Consider the following 18860-nt stretch of genomic DNA (forward strand, 5'->3'; position numbering starts at 1 on the left):
CTTTATGAAGTTAGCTACTTTATGAGGTTAGCTACTCTATGAGTAAAGTGACCAGTGCTGACTTTGAATACGAGCAATGAAGTGGCGTAGATCGCCTTCAAGTGGTCGATCTTCGACAATAAATTCAAACTCTTTAAGCACTTCGTCGCGAATATGCTTTAGGTTTTCACTCATGTGGTGCTCATCAAGCTCGTTGTGACGTTTACGAAGTTCAAGCGCTTGTGTACCCGCCAGAAGTGATGCTGCCGCTACTTGTTCAGTCAGTTCAAGAACACGTAGACAATCACGAGCCGCAATGGTGCCCATGCTGACTTTGTCTTGGTTGTGACACTCTGTTGAACGAGAGAACACGCTTGCTGGCATGGTGTGTTTTAGTGCTTCTGCCGTCCAAGCCGAAACACCGATCTGTACTGCCTTGAAGCCGTGGTTGATTGGCTTACGTTCGCCTTCTGCGCCTGTTAGGTTAAATGGCAGTCCGTTGTTGAACTTGTAATCCATCAACTGTGCCATTTGGCGATCAAGCAGATCCGCAAGGTTGGCTACTGCTGTTTTTAACGTATCCATCGCCATGGCAATATGGCCGCCGTAGAAGTGTCCACCGTGCAAAACGCGTTCATTGTCGCCATCGATAATTGGGTTATCGTTAGCGCTGTTTAACTCGTTCTCAATCATTTGGCGTAGCCAAGGTAGAGAGTCTTGAACCACACCAATAACATGTGGAGCACAACGTAGAGAGTAACGATCTTGTAGGCGGTCACTGTTGCGTGGTGGGCGATCCGCTTGTAAGTCATCACGCAGCCATGCAGCAACTTGTTGTTGACCCGGATGAGGTTTCACTGCGAACAAGGCTTCATCGAAGTGGAAGTCGTTGCCTTGCATACCCACAGACACCATTGCCGTGATCTTAGTCGACAGCTGAGCTAGGTATTCTGCACGTTTGTAGGCGATACAAGCCAAAGCCGTCATTACTGACGTGCCATTCATCAATGCTAAGCCTTCTTTTGGCTTAAGCTTGATAGGGTTAATCCCTAGCTCTTTGTAAACGTCACTAGTAGGGCGAACTTCACCTTTGTAGATGACATCGCGCTCACCAATCAGTGCAGCTGCCAGATAAGACAGCGGCGTTAAATCGCCACTGGCACCCACCGATCCTTCTTGAGGAATACGTGGTGAGATATCTTGGTTGATCAGAGTAACGATCTGGTTGAGCAAATCGTGAGTCACCCCAGATACACCTTGTGACAATGAACAAAGGCGCGTTGCTAATACTGCACGAGATTGTTCGTGAGACAGTATTTCACCTAAACCACAGCCGTGAAAACGTGTTAAATGCAGTGGCAATTCATCAACAAGGTTTGGTGGAATCGCAACGGTACATGAGTCACCGTAGCCCGTTGTCACACCATAGATCACGCCTTCTTCTTTCAATAGGCGTTCTAAAAAAGCGACACCACGGTCGATTTTTGATGTGAATGCTTCACTTGAGTTCATCGAGGCTTTTGCGCCTTGTGAGATAGCGACAACATCCTCAATTGTGAGGCGTTCGGCACCAAAGGTGATGCTATTTGGATTCTTTTTCGTCATGGTGCTTGCTCAATGTCCAAAAATTAAAAAAGTTGTACCACTGAAGCGGTGCTTTCAGTGTGTAGTGCTCAAGTCGGTCTGCGTATTTTTGCACGACTTGCTGTAAAGATTGTTCGCGAGTTTTTCTGGGTAGTTCTATCTTGTCGCTAAAATGCTCGAAATAGACATTAAAATGCGGCTTAGATTGTGAGTCATCACGTAGCCCAAATAATAGAAATACTGGTGCTTTGAGAACAGAGGCTAACATAAATGGTCCTTGAGGGAAGGGCGCTTCCTTACCCAAGAACTCTGCCCATACTGAACGGCTCTCTTTGCTGGTGGAAGTTCTATCGCCAACAATCACAATCCACTCGCCTTGCTCTAGTTTCTGTTGCAACAAGATAGCGGTATCAGGCCCCATCGAGGTCACTTGAATCAAGTTTAAGTCAGACTGCGGGTTGACCGCTTTCATCACTGAATTGAAACGCTCAGCGTGCTCGGTGAAAACCAGTGCATTGATTTTGATGTTTGAGTGTCTGCGACCTAAAGCGCGGCACAATTCGATATTGCCAAGATGAGAACCCAGAATCAGCACACCTTGTTGGTTTGCCACCATGCTCTCAAATTGTTCTTGACCATGAATGCTCAGGTTATCGACCGAAAAATCCCCTTTCCATGCAGCCAACTTGTCTAGCATGGTATGGCCAAACGAGAGCAGATGGTTATAACTGGTTAATTCCGCTGGTAACTCAATATTCTGTTGTTCAGCGTATGCCTTAAGCTGAAATAGGTACTGTTCTGAGGCGTTTCGTGCACGTTTGCCCGTTAGATGGTAGTAACGCATCACACCGCGTAAAATTAGATTAAATACGCCTCGGCCTAACAAGGTATAAACGGCCAATAACAGTTTGATTCCCAGCACAGTGCCGCGTTCTTGAGTACGTGACCAATGGGGTTGTTCTGAACCTATCTGTTCGGAATTTACCTGTCTTGAATCTGCCGAGGAATCTTGGCTATTGTCAGCCGATAACTTCTTCGCTGAATCCGACTTGAAATGACGCGCGATCAGTTTTGGTGCTCTTGGCAGCATGCCGAAGAACAGTCGCGTGTGCATCCAACTGATTTTTACGTTGTCCCACAGTGCATCGAAATGAGAGATACCATTCTCTGGGTAGATAACACGCGTTTCAACGAAGTCGATATCGCAGCCTTCCCAATACAGGCGAACCAGAATCTCGATATCAAAGTCCATTCTCGAACCGACATCGTATTTATTCAGTACGGTTTGCGTCTTATCGATTGGATACGCTCTAAAGCCACACATGCTGTCTTTAATTGATAAAGAAAGGGTTTCTATCCATACCCAAATATGTGTCGCGTAGCGTCCGTAGAGCCTTGCCTTAGGCACGCTCTCGTCATAGACCGGCTGACCCGAGATAAGATGCTGGGGCTTAGTTTGTGAAGCTTGGATTAATGCGGGTAGGGCGTCTAGGTCATGTTGCCCATCAGCATCAATCTGAATGGCATGACTAAAGCCGAGCTCTTGCGCTCGCTTAATGCCCGCCTTTACTGCGCCACCTTTACCTTGGTTCTGTTCAAGCGTCACCAAAGTCACGCTTGGACTATCGGCAAGGGGAGTCAGAAACTGTTTGGTCTCGAGTTCACTGCCATCATCAACAATAATGATCGGAAGTTCGAAATTAAGAAGTGATGAGACCACCGCGGGCATGGTTGCGCCATGGTTAAAGCACGGAATCAGGAAGCAGGCGTTGTAGCTGCTTTCTTTGGTTTGGTGTTGAGAAGTAGCCTCAGCGCTATTCACTTTTCTCTCCCAGCTTCATTTTGCCTGAAGAGTGAGTTTGTTCGCCATTGTTCGAGGTGTAACTGAAGCTCAATTTATCTTTGTCAGCATCCCACTTGAGTGATAGTTGTATGGTCGAGTCGGGCAAGATAGGCTCTTGGAATTTGATAACCTCCATGCCTTTAAAGCAACCAGGGACATTAAGCTCTTGGACTGCATAGTAAAGTGCCCAATCAATCTGTGTAACACCCGGAAGAATAGGGAAGCTCTTGAAGTGCCCCTTAAAATCGGTGATGTCTCCAGTAACATGGAGTGTCAGGGTCGATTCATTCTCTGCAGTGTCTACAGCAATAATGTTTGGCTTTCTCTTATCCATAGCGTGTGCTTAGAATCCTTGGGCTGAAAATGGGTGTTCTGACAAAAATATAAAAAGATGATCTCAGTGTAAAATACGATCAGCGGTTTCTATGATTTTATTAGCTGTTCGATATGAGAGGTTAGTCGCTTACCTTGGCTGTTGAGTGGAATCTCATCAACAATACGATACTTTCTTGGGATAGCGATCGGTTCCAACCACTTTCTGAGTTCTGAACGCAGCATCAACCAGAATTTGCCTCTGCTCATGGTCGCGAGTGTCGCTTGGCCTTCGTCTGATAATACCAAAACCGACGCCAAGATTAAGCGTTCCGGTTCTTCAAATGGAATCACCACGCATTCACTTATCCAAGGCAGTTGCTCTAGTCGCTTTTCGACTTCAACCAGTGATACTCGTTTTTCTTCTATCTTGATCACTCGGTCGGTCCGGCCTTTCAATATGAATTGATTATCCGAGACCATTTCGCACTCATCGGCGGTTTGATACCAGTTGTTTTTGTCGATGTACGGCGACAATAACTTAATGCAATTCTCACTGTTGAGACTAGCCTCAATACAGTCAAAAAGCTGCCAAGGTGTTTGCGCGCTCTCTTGCTGACGAAATGCGATACCGCCGGTTTCAGTGCTACCAAAGACCTCGATAGGTAAATGACCAAGCAGGCTACGTGATTGGTGAGCCGATTCAGTTGGCAACGGGCCACCAGAAGAGAACACACCAGCTAGCTGTGCAGACTGTGTTTCGTGTTTTAATCGTTTGAGTAGCGCAGGGCTGCTGATCAGCACGCTCTGTTTGTTAGCGTGAGATAGGATTTGTTCTGGGTATTCAAGATTGTGTCGAGCAAATGGAACACCAGAACAAAGTGGCCATAAAACTCGGAACAACAGACCATAGATATGTTGGTGTGAGACCGTGCTGTGGACTCGGTTGCCCTTAAGTAAATCGCCCCAGTTTTTATTTAGCTGAGCGATTTCAATATCTAGGTGCTCTAAGGTTTTATTGATTGCCTTGGGTGTGCCGCTTGAACCTGAAGTAAACAGGGTCAATTGGATGGCTGCCAAATCAATGTCTGGAAGATTATCGGTTAGAGGCTTTTGCGCTTCGGTGTTTGAGTTCAATAAGGTTTGGATATTGCGAACGTCACTCACTTCAACTTCGCCAATCGAGTCATCAACTAACAGACAGTCAAAATGTTCACTTAGCTCGGCAAGCGCACAGGGTTGATAATTACCCGGTAAAATGATGTGTTTTTTGCTGACAGCACATGCCAAAAAGGCCACCGAAAATAGGTAGCTGTCTTGGGTACAAATCGCAACTCGTTGAAAAGGGGATGAAGATAAAAGGTTTACGAGTTGAGATAAGTCGTCGTTAAATGTTTGCCAAGTAATCTCACTATTGTCGTCAAAGCAGACAATAGATTCAGGGGCTCGGTTTTGACTGAGGAGTTCAGACAATGAGATGTAAGATACGGTTTGGGTCATAACAATTTAACTCTGACGAATGCGCTGTCTTACCACCCACTCTCCTGCAAAGAGTAACCCGGCGAACAAATAGCTGAGTAAGCCATTGTATAGGGTCCATATTTCAAGAGGTTGGAAGCAGGTGTAAAGGGCGATAGAGCCATTGATAACAAAGAACAGGCACCAAACCTTGGTGACTTTTCGTGTGTAATCAACGCCACTTTGTGGAAGTTCAGGCTCTTGGAGTCGAGCAAGACGTTCGATAATGGTTTGCGGTTGCCATAGGCTTGAAGCGAATACAGCCAACATACAAACGTTAACGATGACGGGATAATAGGTTAACCAGCCATGCTGTTTGAAGGCTAACCCTAATGCCAGTAGAACAATTCCGGCACTTCCACTGATCCAAGCTAGGTGTTTTAGCTCTTTGATCTTAGCCTGACCGCCAGTGAAAATGCGGACAGCAAAGATAGCGGCTAAGACGATGCCAACGGTTTGTAGGCCAAACTTGTTGAGTCCAAAGTAAACCGCTATTGGATAAGTGAAAAGTATGATTGCCGACAATAAAGTCAGCAGAGGACGCATTAGGCGTCCTTCAATAGTTCAGCCACAGACTCCACAACGTCATTAACGGTGCGTACTGCTTTGAACTCTTCAGGTTTGATCTTCTTACCCGTTACGTTCTGTAAATGAACGACCAAATCAACCGCATCAATGCTGTCTAGGTCTAGGTCGAGATAAAGGTGTGCTTCAGGCGTGATATCTTCGGCATCAAGCTCAAACAGCTCAATAAGCGCATCTTTAACCTGATTGTATACTTCTTGTTGGTTCGCTTGTGTCATAAAGATCTGTCTAGTTGTTTGTTTGAGAAGAGATGTAGTTCGCTAGATTTTCAACTGACGCAAAGTGCTGTCGAGTGTTTGAATCGTCGGCATCGATAACAATGTTGTACTTTTTCTTGATAGCAAGACCAAGCTCAAGTGCATCGATAGAATCTAGTCCAAGTCCATCACCAAATAGTGGAGCTTCTGTTTCAATCTCATCAATGCTCATGTCTTCAAGGTTCAATGCGTCGATGATCAGTTGTTTCAGTTCGTTGTGTAATGTTTCCACTTTGGCCTACTTAATGCTTTATCTGAATGCTGCTTTAAGGGGGCGATTCTACATTATGCGATGTATTTTCGAAATGCCGATATCGCCGGTTGTTTATTGATGAGCTAAATGTTTTCTTCGGAAGGGAATATAGTATGTGCAAGATGATGATTAAGGCGTCTTGCTGCCGAAGTTAAGTTATTTGCATTCTCAATAAATGGTGCGACTTCTATTTTACCTTTCACCGCGATATGAAAAAAGGGTTTCGTAGCAGGAACTTGATACCATTTTTTCTCTTTCGTTAAGAATGTCGGAGAAACCGAAATATGAATCACGCGTAAATCGGTTTGTGTTCGAGTGGCAATTTGCGCCGCACCACGTTGTAATGATGGTTCAATTCCTGGTGTTGTGCGAGTCCCTTCGGGAAAAACCAGCAGTACATTGCCACGTGAAAAGCGTTCTTCACAACGTTCTAAAAGATCATCAGGTGCTTGATTGGGTATGTAACCCGCCGCTTTAACAATCCTCTTCATAAACGGGTTTTCCCATATGGCTGCTTTAACGAGGCAATCACATTGAGGAAGTTGAGAGGCGATCAGCACATAGTCGATTAAGCTCGGATGGTTGGCAACGATGATGCAGTTGCGATCTTCGCGTAGCAGTTCGGCGCCATCAATTCTGTAATCAATTGCGCCTGTGAACTTCATGATTTGGCAAAAAGCATTGAAGGAGAAACGAATCAGTCGCTGAACTTTGAGCTCTCTTTCAATGGTATTGGGTGTCGTTATCGCAATAGAAGGTAAGATTATGAAGCTTAATACTAAGCCTCCCAGCCCAAAGGTGGTAAAGCAGAATCCTGTAGCAAACACTCGCCAATATTGGTCTAACTTGCTCATTGCTGTGTTCCTGTCTTGGCGTTATTTATCCACGACCAAGTTTGGTGCTTGCCAGCAACAGTCCACTTATTTGTACCCAATAAGATATGTTGGAGCGTTTGTAGTCCTTGTGGTAACCCGGAAGATGCTTGGTTGGCTTCTACTGTTCTAGTAATAGAGTATTCACTGCCAGTCGTGAGCACTAAGCCCAGAGCATAATCAGCATAGTGTTGTGTTTCGTATTCTTGGTAAAGCTCAGGCAAAGGCTGGTCGAAATCAATGACGAGCACACGATGTGACGGATACTGATGTAGGTAAAGATAAGCTTCGATCAGAGCGTTATGAAAGGTATCTTGCCCAGCAGCAATAGAGGTCAGTGGAATCGGCGCTTTTGCGGCAATCGTTGTGAGACCAGCAGCGGTATTGTGCACCGACTGCGAGAACGCCATTGGTGAGGCGTCATCACCTTCTAAGATTGATTGAATCAATGTGGCAGTTCGGTGCAGCTCACCATGTCGGCTGGCAAAAACCAGAAAATCAACCGAGGTGTCTTTTAATAGAGTCAATGCGGTTTGGACGGCAAGCTTACTTTGCAGGCTCATTCGGCGACGCATCATCGGCGGGATGGCTTTAAATTCAGTTGAGCCATCTTGTGGCCAATCTAAATTTGTGCTCCATGTTTGCCATTCGGCAACGGAATTGAGCCCCGCAGAATTTGCAGACCATTTCTCAATATTAAACGACATTAATTGGGATTGATTTGACATAGAGTATTGATTTGCTTTGGGTCTAACTAAATACTATGCGTGCTTATAAATAAACACAGGTAAGGAATTTAAATGAAATTACTAAAAATAGCCGTTTCAATGTTATTCATATTCGTTCTTGCAGGGTGTGGACGTGTCCAACCTGTAATGAATGTTGAGGATACTCCAGTTGCACTTAATCTTCAAAGTAAACAGGTGAAATCAGCTATTTATGAGTCTGCTGAAAACCGAGGCTGGTTGGTTTCAGAAATAAAGCCTGGCTTGATCCGTGCAGAACTGTATGTTCGTTCACACCATGCTGTGATTGAAATTCCTTATAGTGACAAGTTTTACTCTATTCTTTACGTTGAATCAGAGAATTTGAAGTACGACGATGGTGAAATACACCGTAATTACAACCGTTGGGTTAATAACTTAAACGTTGATATTAAACGTAAGCTTGCACAAATGGCAGCTGAGTAATCCTCTATTATTTAAAGTTAGGTTTTTCGTGTCGGAATATAAATTAGATCCATTCAACGCATTAGAAGCAAAAACAGAAGCGCAGAAATTGTCTTTCGCTCCCATTGTTTTTCATACTGCCCGTACACTTCGTGATTTAGGTATCTTGAAAGCGTTAGATGAGGCGGGTAATGATGGTTTACCTGCAGAGACTCTTTCGGAAATAACGGGCGTATCTGAGTACGGCGTAAAAGTTCTGCTTGATATGGCGTTAAGTGCTCATATTGTTACTTGGGACAAACCTAACTATAAAATGGCCAACCTTGGTTTTTACCTTCTGCACGATGGTATGACCAACGCAAACATGGATTTCACAGCCGATGTTTGTTACGCAGCGATGATGCATCTAACCGAAGCGATTGAAGAAGGCACACCTGCCGGCCTGAAAGAACTGGGTGATTGGGAAACCATTTACCAAGGCTTGTCTCAATTGCCAGAAAAAGCCAAAGATAGTTGGTTTAAGTTCGATCACTTCTATTCGGACCGTTCGTTCCCTGTTTTGCTTGAGAAAGTCTTCAGCAAGAAACCTAAATCGCTGGTGGATATCGGTGGTAACACCGGTAAGTGGGCAATGCAGTGCTGCAACCATGACTCCGACGTTGAGGTTACGATTGTTGATTTGCCACAGCAACTAGAAATGGCAATGGCAAACGCGACACAACATGGCCATCGAGACCGAGTGACTCCATTCCCAGCCAACATGCTCGATAAACAACAAGCGTTGCCGACAGGCGCGGATGTGTGGTGGATGAGCCAGTTCCTTGATTGCTTCTCGCCAATGGAAATTCTGAGCATATTAAAGCGTGTTCGCTCTCATATGTCAGAAGACGCGACTGTCTATATCCTTGAACTGTTTTGGGATGCACAGAAATACGATGCGGCTTCTTATAGCTTAAACGCGACGTCTCTCTACTTTACCTGCTTGGCAAATGGCAACAGCCGTTTTTACCGCAGTGAAGATTTCTTAGAGATCGTTGAAGAAGCGGGTTTTGAGGTGGTAACTCGTACCGACGATATTGGTCTTGGTCATACGCTTCTTGAATTGAAAGCTGGCGCGCAATAAATAATAACAAACATGGCTTAAATTAATGAAAAAACTGTCAACTCAAGTAGTGATCATCGGAGCGGGGCCATCAGGGTCTATTGCCGCGTCTTTGCTTCATAAGAAAGGCATCGATGTTCGAGTGATTGAAAAGAGCCTTTTCCCGCGCTTTTCCATTGGTGAAAGTCTATTACCTGCTTGTATGGAAGTGATTGAACAAGCTGGCATGAGCGAAGCGGTGGCTGACGCTCACTTCCAATTCAAAGATGGTGCCGCTTTTCGTAAAAATGGCGTGTACACCGCGTTTAATTTTGAAGATAAGTTCTCTGCTGGGCCGGGAACCACGTTTCAGGTTCAGCGAGGTGCCTTTGATAAGGTGTTAGCAGACACGGCTGAAGCGCAAGGTGTGACCATCGATTATCAACATGAGTTGATGGGTATTAACTTCACTGAAGAAAGTACCATTTTAGACGTACAAGTGCTTGATGGAGAACGCTATCAGCTAGAAGCTCAATACGTGCTGGATGGCAGTGGCTTTGGTCGCGTGTTACCTAAGATGCTTGATTTGGAGGAGCCATCATCGCTTCCTCCACGCAAAGCTATTTTTACGCACATTAACGATCATATTTCAGAGGTTGATACCGACCTTGAATATGATCGAAACAAAATTCTGATCTCGGTGCACCCGACCAACCCTGACGTTTGGTATTGGTTGATCCCGTTTAGTAACGGAGTGTCTTCGTTTGGTGTCGTCGGTGAGCCTAAGTTCTTTGAATCATACCCACAAGATAAGATTACGGCTCTTAAGCAACTGGCAATGGAAGAGCCGGGTTTGGCGGAGATTTTGGCAAATGCAGAGTATCCGAACCCTGCGGGTGAAATCGGTGGCTATTCTGCCAACGTAAAGCACCTGGCAACAGATAAGTATGCGCTGCTGGGTAATGCCGGTGAGTTCCTTGACCCTGTGTTTTCATCAGGTGTGACAATTGCGATGAAGTCGGCTCAGTTTGCGGTTGAGTGCGTGGAAAAGCAGCTCAATGGTGAGAAGGTTGATTGGGAACGTGATTATGCAGTTCCATTGATGGTTGGCGTAAACACCTTTAGAACTTATGTTGAGGGATGGTACTCAGGTACTTTGCAGGATGTGATTTTCTATCAAGATCCCAACCCGAAGATTAAGCAAATGGTGTGTTCTATTTTGGCTGGTTACGCATGGGATCAAAGTAACCCCTATGTGAAAGAATCAAAACGCCGACTGACGACACTGTCGGAGATATGCCGAAGCTAGGTGGTCGATTAAGGTGTAGCAACATGCTAAAGCACCATAATGATAAAGCCTATAAATCAAAACAGCCGCAATGCGGCTGTTTCTGTATCTGCTAAATATGGGAAGCTGATTCTTAGCTTACTCGCTTTACTGAAGTTGATACTACTTCAGGTCGATGCTGTTCAATCGTCCCATAAAGATAAGTAACTCAATCACATCTTTGTGGGCTTCAAGCAGCGCTCGTTTGGTTTGGCTGTAGGCGGCGAGTCGCCCGTGCTTCCTTATAGAGCATACTTTGGTTCTGTATTTGTATTCACCACTTTCAGAGAATACGCGCCACTTAGCGATGTAGCATTCATCTCGATGTTCGGGATCTGTCTGAGTCGGGTTTGGTTTGAATACTATTTTAGGTTCTAAACTGTGCGGTAAACGTGTCATCAGATAGGGCTCTCTAAGGACTTTTGGCCAAAACTTTCCCCAGAGCTTTCTGCCAAGCTCATCTCTCAACTTGATGGTTTTCTTTAGTGCTTTGTCTTCACCCATACGAACAAAACCGACAGAACGATGTAACACCGTATCTTCAGGAGTATGGATGTGGATTTTAAAAGCGGTTTGGCCTTTCGATATAAATCGATAACCGGTCGCACCAATTAGATTATTCTGGCTCATAGTTTGCTAAATGATGATTATGTTATTAATAAGGTTACGACAAATACGTTAAAACCGAAACTAATCATCATGAAAAAAATAAAGCCTTAACAAAAGTGCTAAGGCTTTATTAGAAACTATGAAGTGAGCTTGTCGCTAACTACATGATTTTCTGCATTACATCACCAATTTGAATGCTTCCAGCAAGACTAGGTTGATCAATCGTGAGTTCAGCTTCGTTCTCATAAACGCGAGAAACCGTTAGCGTGATATCGCTTTGAGAGACCTTATTACGTGGCAAGCCTCGTTGGTCGATAAACGAACCGGTGTGCCACAGTTGCAGTTTGTCACCTTGTTGCACGCCATGCATTCGACCTAAATCAATGGTCACCGTGTTACCAAATACTGCTGCCACCTCTGGAAGCGTGATTTTACATGATACTTCTGATTCCAAGTCCAACATAATATTGCGGCTGACGCGAAGCATCATGCTGCCGTAGGTTGATGCCCAGAAACGAGCACTGCGCGTATCAACCTCGCTGGTCTTAGCAAAAGGCCATTTTGCCACTTCACGGTAGCTACGGTTATAAACCTGATGACCTGTCTTACCGTCAAAGACTTGCATCTCTAACGCAAACTGGCGGTTTATAATGTCGTCTTTTAGAAGCTTGGATTCAATGGTCGCAGTTAAATCGGTGATATCACCGCCGATAATGTACTGTGCTCCCGTGTCTTGTGCGATCATTTTGATCACTTCCGGTCGACGCTTGTCGATATCGTAATTGGTTGTACCAACAGAAACAAAGCTACGAGATTCTTGCGCCAGTTGTCGGTCAACGACATGGCTAAAATCATCACCAATATTATAGATTCTGCCCATTACAGCTTGTTGTGGGGAAGTCACATCAATGTTGCCGACCAAAAATGTTTTCTTATATTGGCTCTCATGGCAAGCATTTGCCGAAGGGTAGATGTCGATCCTTGCAGTGATCATTATATTGCCACTGCGTTTCTTCTCTTTTTCTACCAAGATGTAGCGCACTTCATGATTGGTAAATTGAAACTCTTTCTTCTTCGCGTCGAGGTAGGGCGTTAGGTTAGCAATGCTACCAATGTCAGCACCAGAGAACTGGATCGCTTTATATACCGCGTCTTCCAGCGCATGGACTCTTGCGGCTTCCTCTGACGATACGATGGTTGCTGTACCGGTAACCTCATACCAAGAGGCATGAGCACTGAAGCTTATGGTTATCAGTGAACTTATTGAAAATAAGTAAGAAATTATTTTTTTCATCTATTCGTTACCAGTTGGGTATAAATATTGCTTAACAAATAACTATAAGCTTGAAGCTGACTTAAGTGCGTTTTTCTTAATCTGAACCATTAATGAAAAGCAAAGACTGTTCCAACATTGTAATCCATTGAAAAGAATAATGGTGAGAACATATTGGAACAGGGAGCACTAAAACTATCTGGAGATTAGAGAATGAAAAAATGGCTCGTAGTAATGAGTGTCATGTTACTGACCTCATGTGCTTATTCGCCGATCTATAACGGCAAGTCTGAATATTCAGGCAGTCAGTTTATGTTGATGGACAGCCCTCGTCATACCATGGACTTTTTCGTGGAAAGTATGACTGAAGATTTGATCATTTCGAATACGAGTATTTCAGCAAGAACCCCGATTGCGATTACTTCGTTTGTTGACCTGCAGCACATGGACACAACAAACTGGCTAGGTAATTCAGTTTCAGAAGGTTTTATTCATCAGTTTCAGCGTCGTGGCTTCAAGGTGGTTGATTTTAAAACAACCGGTTCGATCCAAGTCACTCACCAAGGTGATTTTGCATTAAGCCGTGATTGGAAAGACTTAGCTCAAGAGCAAGATGTCCAGTACGTACTGACTGGCACTATGCTTCGCCAAGAGGGCGGTGTTCTAGTTAATGCTCGTGTAGTAGGCATACAAACTCGTATTGTGGTTGCTTCCGCGCAAGGCTTTTTGCCAGCGGATCGTATTGGTCGAGATCTAGATACTCTGAACAGCATTCGAACTCAAGATGGTGTCATTATTCGTTCTGATCCAACGATGACTCAGCCTTACACCGTTATTCTTCGCCCCTAGGAGTTCGAGATGAAGAAGTTAATATTTGTTATTGCCGCTTTACTGCTTGTCGGCTGTCAGCCTCTGCAAAACATGAGGCCAGGCGATTACTTAGTTGCCGTTGGTTACGCGAGTATCAGTGAGCAAAAGGGACGTAACGACGAGGAAAGGCGCATTCGTGCGATGAGAGCTTCCAAGATCGATGCTTATCGTGAACTTGCTGAACAAGTGTATGGCATGCGAGTAAGCGGCCGAGCAGAGCTTGAAGATCAACGTCTTGGCACTGAACGTACTTCTGGTGCAGTTGATGGCGTAATCCGTGGCGCAGAAGTAGTGCGCAGCTACCCAGTGGGTGATAGCTATGTAACAGAGCTCCAATTAGATATCCGTAAGATGGAACAGCTACGTAATTACGGTGAAGTTCAGGCAGTGCCTGAGAAGAGACAACAAACGTTGTTCTAGTTTTAGGAGCATCCAGTTATAGTTTACCTAATTATATTGGCTGCCACTCGCTTTCCAGATGGCGTATCGGCAACCAATAACGGTTATGACTAAGAAAGCGGCAAGTATGAAAATACTTGCCGCTTTTTTGTGTTTATCGTTTATTAGGGGGGCATTTACAGGTTTAGAGAGACTTTGACGGTGTAGCGAGAAGGGTAGGCTGAGATACAGATACAAGCAAGAAGGGTGTTGTGCGAAGAAGATTAGCCCAATTAGGCTTTTACATTGGTTCCCAGCGTAGAAATCGTATGCGTTTGGCCACCGGCATTGTAAGTCATACCAATTTTACCATGGCTTTGCTGCATCATATTGCTGAGTTTTTTGAAACTGAGGTGTGCTCGATTCAAGGCTTCGCCATTGACTAGGTTCGCTTGGTGGCAGTCGTGCACTATGGACTTGATGGTTGCGACTAACTGAGCAAGTTCAGGATTCTCGGTCAATTCTGAGATATTGGTATGGGTAGCAATTCGTTGATCGGTTGATCTTAGCTGTTCAACAAGGATCACTTTTTCTTTGGCGATTCGCTCAATATCGTTTGATTGTCGGCTCGTAATAGCGGTTTTCTCTGAACTTAGTAATTCAGATAAGGCTTTGGCATTTTGAAGTTGAAAATTAACTAAATCTGCTAGTGCCGCCATAACGTAAACCTATTCATAACCTCGTGTACTTTAAGACAATAACTTCAATGAAAAGTTAGTGTTTTCTTAAAGGCCTTTTAATTCATCTTCGAACTTGATCATGTTGTCAGCCAGTTTTTCTGGATCGACAGTGTATGAACCATTCGCAATCGCTTCTTTGATCGCAGCAACTTTTACAGAGTCAAAGCTTGGTTGTGCAGCCATGTCTTGATGGAGCTGACCAATCGCTTTGCCTTGTTGGCTTAGTGAAACCGCGTCTTTGCTTGCTGGTGATTTAGTTGACACATCAGAACGTGATGCCTCAGAGCTAGAATCAGAGCGTACTGCTGGTCGGTTAGTGGTCGTTAGGGTTTGCCCTGAACGAATATTATCAATGCCTGCCATAGTTAAGCCTTTTTCTTCAAAAATGGGAACCTGTACAGTCAATATCGACCAAGGATTCGAATACTTTAGCAATTTTTAGCTCAATAGTCGAAAAGGGACAAAACACCACAGTCGTTATATTTTGGCGTTAAAGTTGAGAGCAAAATAACTAACGATACCGTCAATTTAGAAGTAAAGAGTTAAAAGTAAACCGTGACTTCAGACATGCTGGTAACAATACCTTCAATTATACGCTGTGATTTATCATTTTTCACTCTTACTTGATCACCCATTGAGCCATCCGTAAGTGCAGTCCCTTTGGTGGTAATGGTCATGCCACCTTTTACTGCCTGTATGATAACCTTCTCGTTTCGGCATACGACACAGATATCGCCTCTTTCGACAACATCACCTGGCCTCAGGTTCTTTTTTACCTTAGCGCCGATCACTTGTTGGGGAGCGGTGAAACCTTGGCGACGAAACTTGTTAAGCGAAATCATAGCGGTGGTGACATCGTATTGACCTACGATTTCGCCTCTTGCTAATGAGCGTGTTGTTGTGACTAGTGGTACTGACATTGAAAGACGTACCGGCACGTAAACTCGCCATTCATCAGGAACACATTGCACTAAAACCGTAATGCTACTGCGGGTATTGCTGGTGGTTGAGGCGCTGGTATCTAGAGGAATAGGGCAATCTGTTGCTTTGATTCTAGAGTCCACATTTGCTGAGTTAACAAAGAGTTCGCCGCCTTGTGGCTGCTCAACTGTCTCTAGGATGTGTTGTTCCGCCGCAGACTGAATCATTTCAATTTGCTCTGGAGTCGCAGCTTGTACAAAAAAACTAAACAATATTGATAAAATGCCGATAAACTTAGCGACAGTTTTAAAAGTAGCTCTACACATTGCTATGGAAAAAAGCGGCAGATTTGTTTTATGATATATCATTCCGTTTCTCTAGTGGTTCGTAGCCTGCAGTAGACTAACACTTTTTATACAAAAAAGTTTGATATGGAGATGAGCTCATGACGGGTATTCTTGATTCGGTGAATCAGCGTACGCAACTCGTCGGTCAAAACCGATTAGAATTACTAACCTTTCGCCTAATGGGGCGTCAGCGTTACGGCATTAATGTTTTTAAAGTAAAAGAAGTACTTCAGTGCCCTAAACTGACAAAAATGCCAAACTTGAACCCACTGGTTAAAGGTGTAGCACACATTCGTGGCCAAACGATCTCTGTAATCGATTTGAGCTTAGCGATTGGTGGCCGTCCTACAACGGATGTTGAAAAGTGTTTTGTGGTTATTTCTGAGTTTAACCGAACCATTCAAGGTTTCTTGGTCAGTTCAGTAGAACGCATTATTAACATGCACTGGGAGTCGATTCTTCCGCCGCCAGATGGTGCAGGCAAAGCCCATTACCTGACTGCAGTCACCAACATTGATAATGAGCTGGTAGAAATTCTTGATGTAGAAAAAATTCTAGCGGAGATTTCACCTGTTGATGAAACAATGGACAGCAAAATTGCTGAAGAAATCGCAGAAGTAGAACAAGGTAAAGAATTGGTTCGTCGTATCTTGATTGCTGATGATTCAACCGTTGCTCGTAAGCAGGTTCAGCGTGCGATTGAGTCGATTGGTTTTGAAGTTATTTCAGTGAAAGATGGTAAAGAAGCCTATGAGAAGCTGGTGGAGATGTCATCAGAAGGCAGTATTTACGATCAGATTTCATTGGTGATTTCAGATATCGAAATGCCAGAAATGGATGGCTATACGCTGACTGCTGAGATTCGTCGTCACGCCGAACTTAAAGATCTATACGTAATTTTACACTCATCATTGAGTGGTGTATTTAACCAAGCCATGGTTGAGCGTGTAGGAGCTAACTCCTTCATCGCGAAGTTCAACCCCGATGAGCTTGGTGCAGCGGTAAAAGCTGCGTTAACTAACTAAAAGAGACATTAATGACTGCTATAACAATAAGTGATCAAGAGTATCGCGATTTCAGCCGTTTCTTAGAATCTCAATGTGGCATTGTATTAGGTGACAGCAAACAGTACTTAGTGCGCAGCCGTCTAAGCCCATTAGTAACGAAGTTTAAGTTAGCTTCGTTGTCTGATTTGTTGAGAGATGTAGTAACAGGTCGAAACCGTGAGCTGCGCGTGGCTGCAGTCGATGCCATGACGACGAACGAGACACTTTGGTTCCGTGATACTTACCCGTTTGCTGTGCTTGCGGATAAACTTCTACCGGAAATAGCGGCAAATAAACGTCCTATTAAGATTTGGTCTGCGGCAAGCTCTTCAGGCCAAGAAGCATACTCAATGGCAATGACGATTCTTGAGACTCAAGCTCGTAAGCCAGGTATGTTGCCAAATGTATCGATTACCGCAACTGACATCTCAGCAAGTATGTTGGATATGTGCCGCACCGGCGCGTACGACAACCTTGCATTGGGACGTGGACTTTCTCCTGAGCGTCGTCGTACTTTCTTTGAAGATGCGGGCGATGGCCGTATGAAAGTGAAAGATAACGTTAAGCGCATGGTGAACTTCCGCCCTCAGAACCTGATGGACAGCTATGCATTGTTAGGTAAGTTCGACATCATCTTTTGTCGTAACGTGCTGATTTACTTCTCGCCTGATATGAAATCAAAGGTACTTAACCAGATGGCAAACAGCCTGAATCCTGGTGGCTACCTATTATTGGGTGCGTCTGAATCGCTAACAGGCTTAACGGATCGTTTTGAAATGGTTCGCTGTAATCCAGGCATCATCTACAAATTAAAGTAATGAGTGGCACCAGTTTTAGGTGCAACGTTACTGCCTAATTTCAAAACCCAGCCAAGTGCTGGGTTTTCTTTTTCCGGCTTAACCTATATCTTTAAGTCAGAGTGACATTCCAATTTACTCTATTTTTTGGCTTGTATATTGCAAGTTTACCCACGAGTAACCTGTAAAAGTATTGATAGCCCGCTTTGTTTTAAAAGTTGGTATATATATTGCTTTGGTTATCTCATAACAGTCAGTTCTTGAGTTGAGGTTTACATGGCTATTTCTTTTGACAATGCTTTAGGCATTCACCAGCACACAGTTGGTGTACGTGAGCGTAACGCTGAGGTGCTTTCCACCAATATCGCGCAAGCAAACACGCCTGGGTATAAAGCAAAAGGATTAGACTTTAAGAAATCGCTGCAAGCGGCAAGTTCTGGGGCAAGCATTGGTCTTAGCCGTACAGATGGTCGGCACATTTCTGCCTCAACAACGGTGAACGGGGAAACGAAGTATCGAATTCCTACCCAACCTGATACAGGAGATGGCAACACGGTTGATTTGGATTTGGAAAGAAACCTTTTCATGCAAAACCAAATTAGGCATCAAGCCTCTCTCGACTTCCTAGGAAGTAAGTTCAAGAATTTAACTAAAGCGATTAAAGGGGAATAATTAGATGAGTTTATTCAATGTATTCAATGTGACTGGTTCTGCGATGAGTGCTGAATCTGTTCGTCTAAATACGACCTCGAGCAACCTTGCAAACGCGGACAGTGTAAGTAGTTCTGCTGAAGAAACTTACAAGGCTCGCCACGCAGTGTTCGGCGCTGAGTTAAATAAAGCACGCAACAGTGGTCACACTGTGCCTGTGAAAGTATTAGGTATTGTGGAAAGCGATAAGCCGTTGAGCGCGGAGTACAACCCAGATCACCCATTAGCGAATAACGAAGGCTATATCTACAAGCCTAACGTGAACGTTATGGAAGAAATGGCAAACATGATTTCGGCATCACGCGCGTACCAAACAAACGTGCAGGTTGCTGACTCGAGTAAACAAATGCTGCTGCGTACGCTGCAGATGGGTCAATAAGGATAAGGA

General features: G+C 44.4%; 23 protein-coding genes. 9 read left to right on the forward strand and 14 right to left on the reverse strand.

The window, feature by feature from the left end; genetic code table 11:
• Window positions 1–36 precede the first annotated feature (36 nt).
• From AACT19_RS08530 to AACT19_RS08570, 9 genes are all read right to left on the reverse strand, one after another.
• On the reverse strand, window positions 37–1584 hold the full coding sequence (locus tag AACT19_RS08530; RefSeq protein ID WP_065104919.1) for an HAL/PAL/TAL family ammonia-lyase: 1548 nt from the start codon (window positions 1582–1584) through the stop codon (window positions 37–39).
• Entirely contained in the window at window positions 1562–3385 is a 1824-nt protein-coding gene (locus AACT19_RS08535; RefSeq protein WP_076645999.1) for a glycosyltransferase family 2 protein, read from the reverse strand. Before AACT19_RS08535 ends, AACT19_RS08530 begins: the two co-directional genes overlap by 23 nt.
• Window positions 3378–3740 (reverse strand): ApeI family dehydratase, encoded by a 363-nt coding sequence (locus AACT19_RS08540; protein WP_048609578.1) that lies wholly within the window; start codon window positions 3738–3740, stop codon window positions 3378–3380. Before AACT19_RS08540 ends, AACT19_RS08535 begins: the two co-directional genes overlap by 8 nt.
• A gap of 89 nt (window positions 3741–3829) precedes the next feature.
• On the reverse strand, window positions 3830–5218 hold the full coding sequence (locus AACT19_RS08545; protein ID WP_076646000.1) for an AMP-binding protein: 1389 nt from the start codon (window positions 5216–5218) through the stop codon (window positions 3830–3832).
• Window positions 5219–5224: 6 nt separating this feature from the next.
• A complete protein-coding gene (locus AACT19_RS08550) occupies window positions 5225–5782 on the reverse strand; it encodes a septation protein IspZ (protein ID WP_017076838.1) in 558 nt (185 codons plus the stop codon).
• Window positions 5782–6039, reverse strand: a complete 258-nt coding sequence (locus AACT19_RS08555) for an acyl carrier protein (protein ID WP_004736153.1) — start codon at window positions 6037–6039, stop codon at window positions 5782–5784. Before AACT19_RS08555 ends, AACT19_RS08550 begins: the two co-directional genes overlap by 1 nt.
• Window positions 6040–6049: 10 nt before the next feature.
• Window positions 6050–6310 carry a phosphopantetheine-binding protein gene (locus AACT19_RS08560; RefSeq protein WP_004736154.1) on the reverse strand — a complete coding sequence of 87 codons (261 nt, stop codon included), beginning with the start codon at window positions 6308–6310 and terminating at the stop codon, window positions 6050–6052.
• A gap of 104 nt (window positions 6311–6414) precedes the next feature.
• Window positions 6415–7185 carry a lysophospholipid acyltransferase family protein gene (locus AACT19_RS08565; protein ID WP_076646001.1) on the reverse strand — a complete coding sequence of 257 codons (771 nt, stop codon included), beginning with the start codon at window positions 7183–7185 and terminating at the stop codon, window positions 6415–6417.
• Window positions 7182–7931, reverse strand: a complete 750-nt coding sequence (locus AACT19_RS08570; RefSeq protein ID WP_017088082.1) for a beta-ketoacyl synthase chain length factor — start codon at window positions 7929–7931, stop codon at window positions 7182–7184. The genes AACT19_RS08565 and AACT19_RS08570 overlap by 4 nt, the downstream gene beginning before the upstream one ends.
• 72 nt (window positions 7932–8003) lie before the next feature.
• Between AACT19_RS08570 and AACT19_RS08575 the strand changes: the two genes are divergently transcribed.
• Genes AACT19_RS08575 through AACT19_RS08585 form a run of 3 tightly spaced genes read left to right on the forward strand, consistent with a single transcriptional unit; the run spans window position 8004 to window position 10762 of the window.
• Window positions 8004–8393 (forward strand): hypothetical protein, encoded by a 390-nt coding sequence (locus AACT19_RS08575; protein ID WP_017084503.1) that lies wholly within the window; start codon window positions 8004–8006, stop codon window positions 8391–8393.
• A gap of 28 nt (window positions 8394–8421) precedes the next feature.
• Window positions 8422–9495 (forward strand): methyltransferase, encoded by a 1074-nt coding sequence (locus AACT19_RS08580; RefSeq protein WP_076646002.1) that lies wholly within the window; start codon window positions 8422–8424, stop codon window positions 9493–9495.
• Between the two features lie 25 nt (window positions 9496–9520).
• Window positions 9521–10762: an NAD(P)/FAD-dependent oxidoreductase gene (locus AACT19_RS08585; RefSeq protein ID WP_076646003.1), complete on the forward strand. Its 1242-nt coding sequence runs from the start codon at window positions 9521–9523 to the stop codon at window positions 10760–10762.
• Between the two features lie 141 nt (window positions 10763–10903).
• On the opposite strand, the gene AACT19_RS08590 is transcribed toward AACT19_RS08585, so the two are convergent.
• Both AACT19_RS08590 and AACT19_RS08595 read right to left on the reverse strand, forming a co-directional pair.
• Window positions 10904–11410, reverse strand: a complete 507-nt coding sequence (locus AACT19_RS08590) for a hypothetical protein (protein WP_017084506.1) — start codon at window positions 11408–11410, stop codon at window positions 10904–10906.
• Window positions 11411–11549: 139 nt separating this feature from the next.
• The gene (locus tag AACT19_RS08595) at window positions 11550–12683 is read right to left on the reverse strand and encodes a flagellar assembly protein FlgT (RefSeq protein ID WP_017076832.1); all 1134 of its coding nucleotides are present in this window, start codon (window positions 12681–12683) and stop codon (window positions 11550–11552) included.
• 192 nt (window positions 12684–12875) lie between these two features.
• Between AACT19_RS08595 and AACT19_RS08600 the strand changes: the two genes are divergently transcribed.
• Window positions 12876–13511, forward strand: coding sequence for a FlgO family outer membrane protein (locus AACT19_RS08600; protein WP_076646004.1), 636 nt, complete (start codon window positions 12876–12878; stop codon window positions 13509–13511).
• Window positions 13512–13520: 9 nt separating this feature from the next.
• A complete protein-coding gene (gene flgP, locus AACT19_RS08605) occupies window positions 13521–13952 on the forward strand; it encodes a flagellar assembly lipoprotein FlgP (protein ID WP_017093263.1) in 432 nt (143 codons plus the stop codon).
• 251 nt (window positions 13953–14203) lie between these two features.
• Here flgP and AACT19_RS08610 read toward each other — a convergent pair whose 3' ends face one another.
• The 3 genes from AACT19_RS08610 to flgA all read right to left on the reverse strand — a co-directional run bounded on the left by AACT19_RS08610 (window position 14204) and on the right by flgA (window position 15939).
• The gene (locus AACT19_RS08610; protein WP_017093264.1) at window positions 14204–14629 is read right to left on the reverse strand and encodes a flagella synthesis protein FlgN; all 426 of its coding nucleotides are present in this window, start codon (window positions 14627–14629) and stop codon (window positions 14204–14206) included.
• A 66-nt stretch (window positions 14630–14695) separates the two neighbouring features.
• Entirely contained in the window at window positions 14696–15013 is a 318-nt protein-coding gene (flgM, locus tag AACT19_RS08615; protein WP_032546011.1) for a flagellar biosynthesis anti-sigma factor FlgM, read from the reverse strand.
• Between the two features lie 179 nt (window positions 15014–15192).
• Window positions 15193–15939, reverse strand: coding sequence for a flagellar basal body P-ring formation chaperone FlgA (gene flgA / locus AACT19_RS08620; protein ID WP_017085300.1), 747 nt, complete (start codon window positions 15937–15939; stop codon window positions 15193–15195).
• A 77-nt stretch (window positions 15940–16016) separates the two neighbouring features.
• Between flgA and AACT19_RS08625 the strand changes: the two genes are divergently transcribed.
• The 4 genes from AACT19_RS08625 (at window position 16017) to flgC (ending at window position 18851) form a co-directional block, all read left to right on the forward strand.
• Window positions 16017–16943, forward strand: coding sequence for a chemotaxis protein CheV (locus AACT19_RS08625; RefSeq protein WP_004736173.1), 927 nt, complete (start codon window positions 16017–16019; stop codon window positions 16941–16943).
• A gap of 11 nt (window positions 16944–16954) precedes the next feature.
• On the forward strand, window positions 16955–17782 hold the full coding sequence (locus AACT19_RS08630) for a protein-glutamate O-methyltransferase (RefSeq protein ID WP_004736174.1): 828 nt from the start codon (window positions 16955–16957) through the stop codon (window positions 17780–17782).
• A 255-nt stretch (window positions 17783–18037) separates the two neighbouring features.
• Window positions 18038–18433: a flagellar basal body rod protein FlgB gene (flgB, locus tag AACT19_RS08635; RefSeq protein ID WP_004736175.1), complete on the forward strand. Its 396-nt coding sequence runs from the start codon at window positions 18038–18040 to the stop codon at window positions 18431–18433.
• Window positions 18434–18437: 4 nt separating this feature from the next.
• On the forward strand, window positions 18438–18851 hold the full coding sequence (flgC, locus tag AACT19_RS08640; protein WP_004736176.1) for a flagellar basal body rod protein FlgC: 414 nt from the start codon (window positions 18438–18440) through the stop codon (window positions 18849–18851).
• Window positions 18852–18860: the final 9 nt, after the last annotated feature.

The sequence above is a fragment of the Vibrio sp. 10N.222.47.A9 genome, from assembly GCF_963872585.1.
Classification (GTDB): domain Bacteria; phylum Pseudomonadota; class Gammaproteobacteria; order Enterobacterales; family Vibrionaceae; genus Vibrio; species Vibrio splendidus.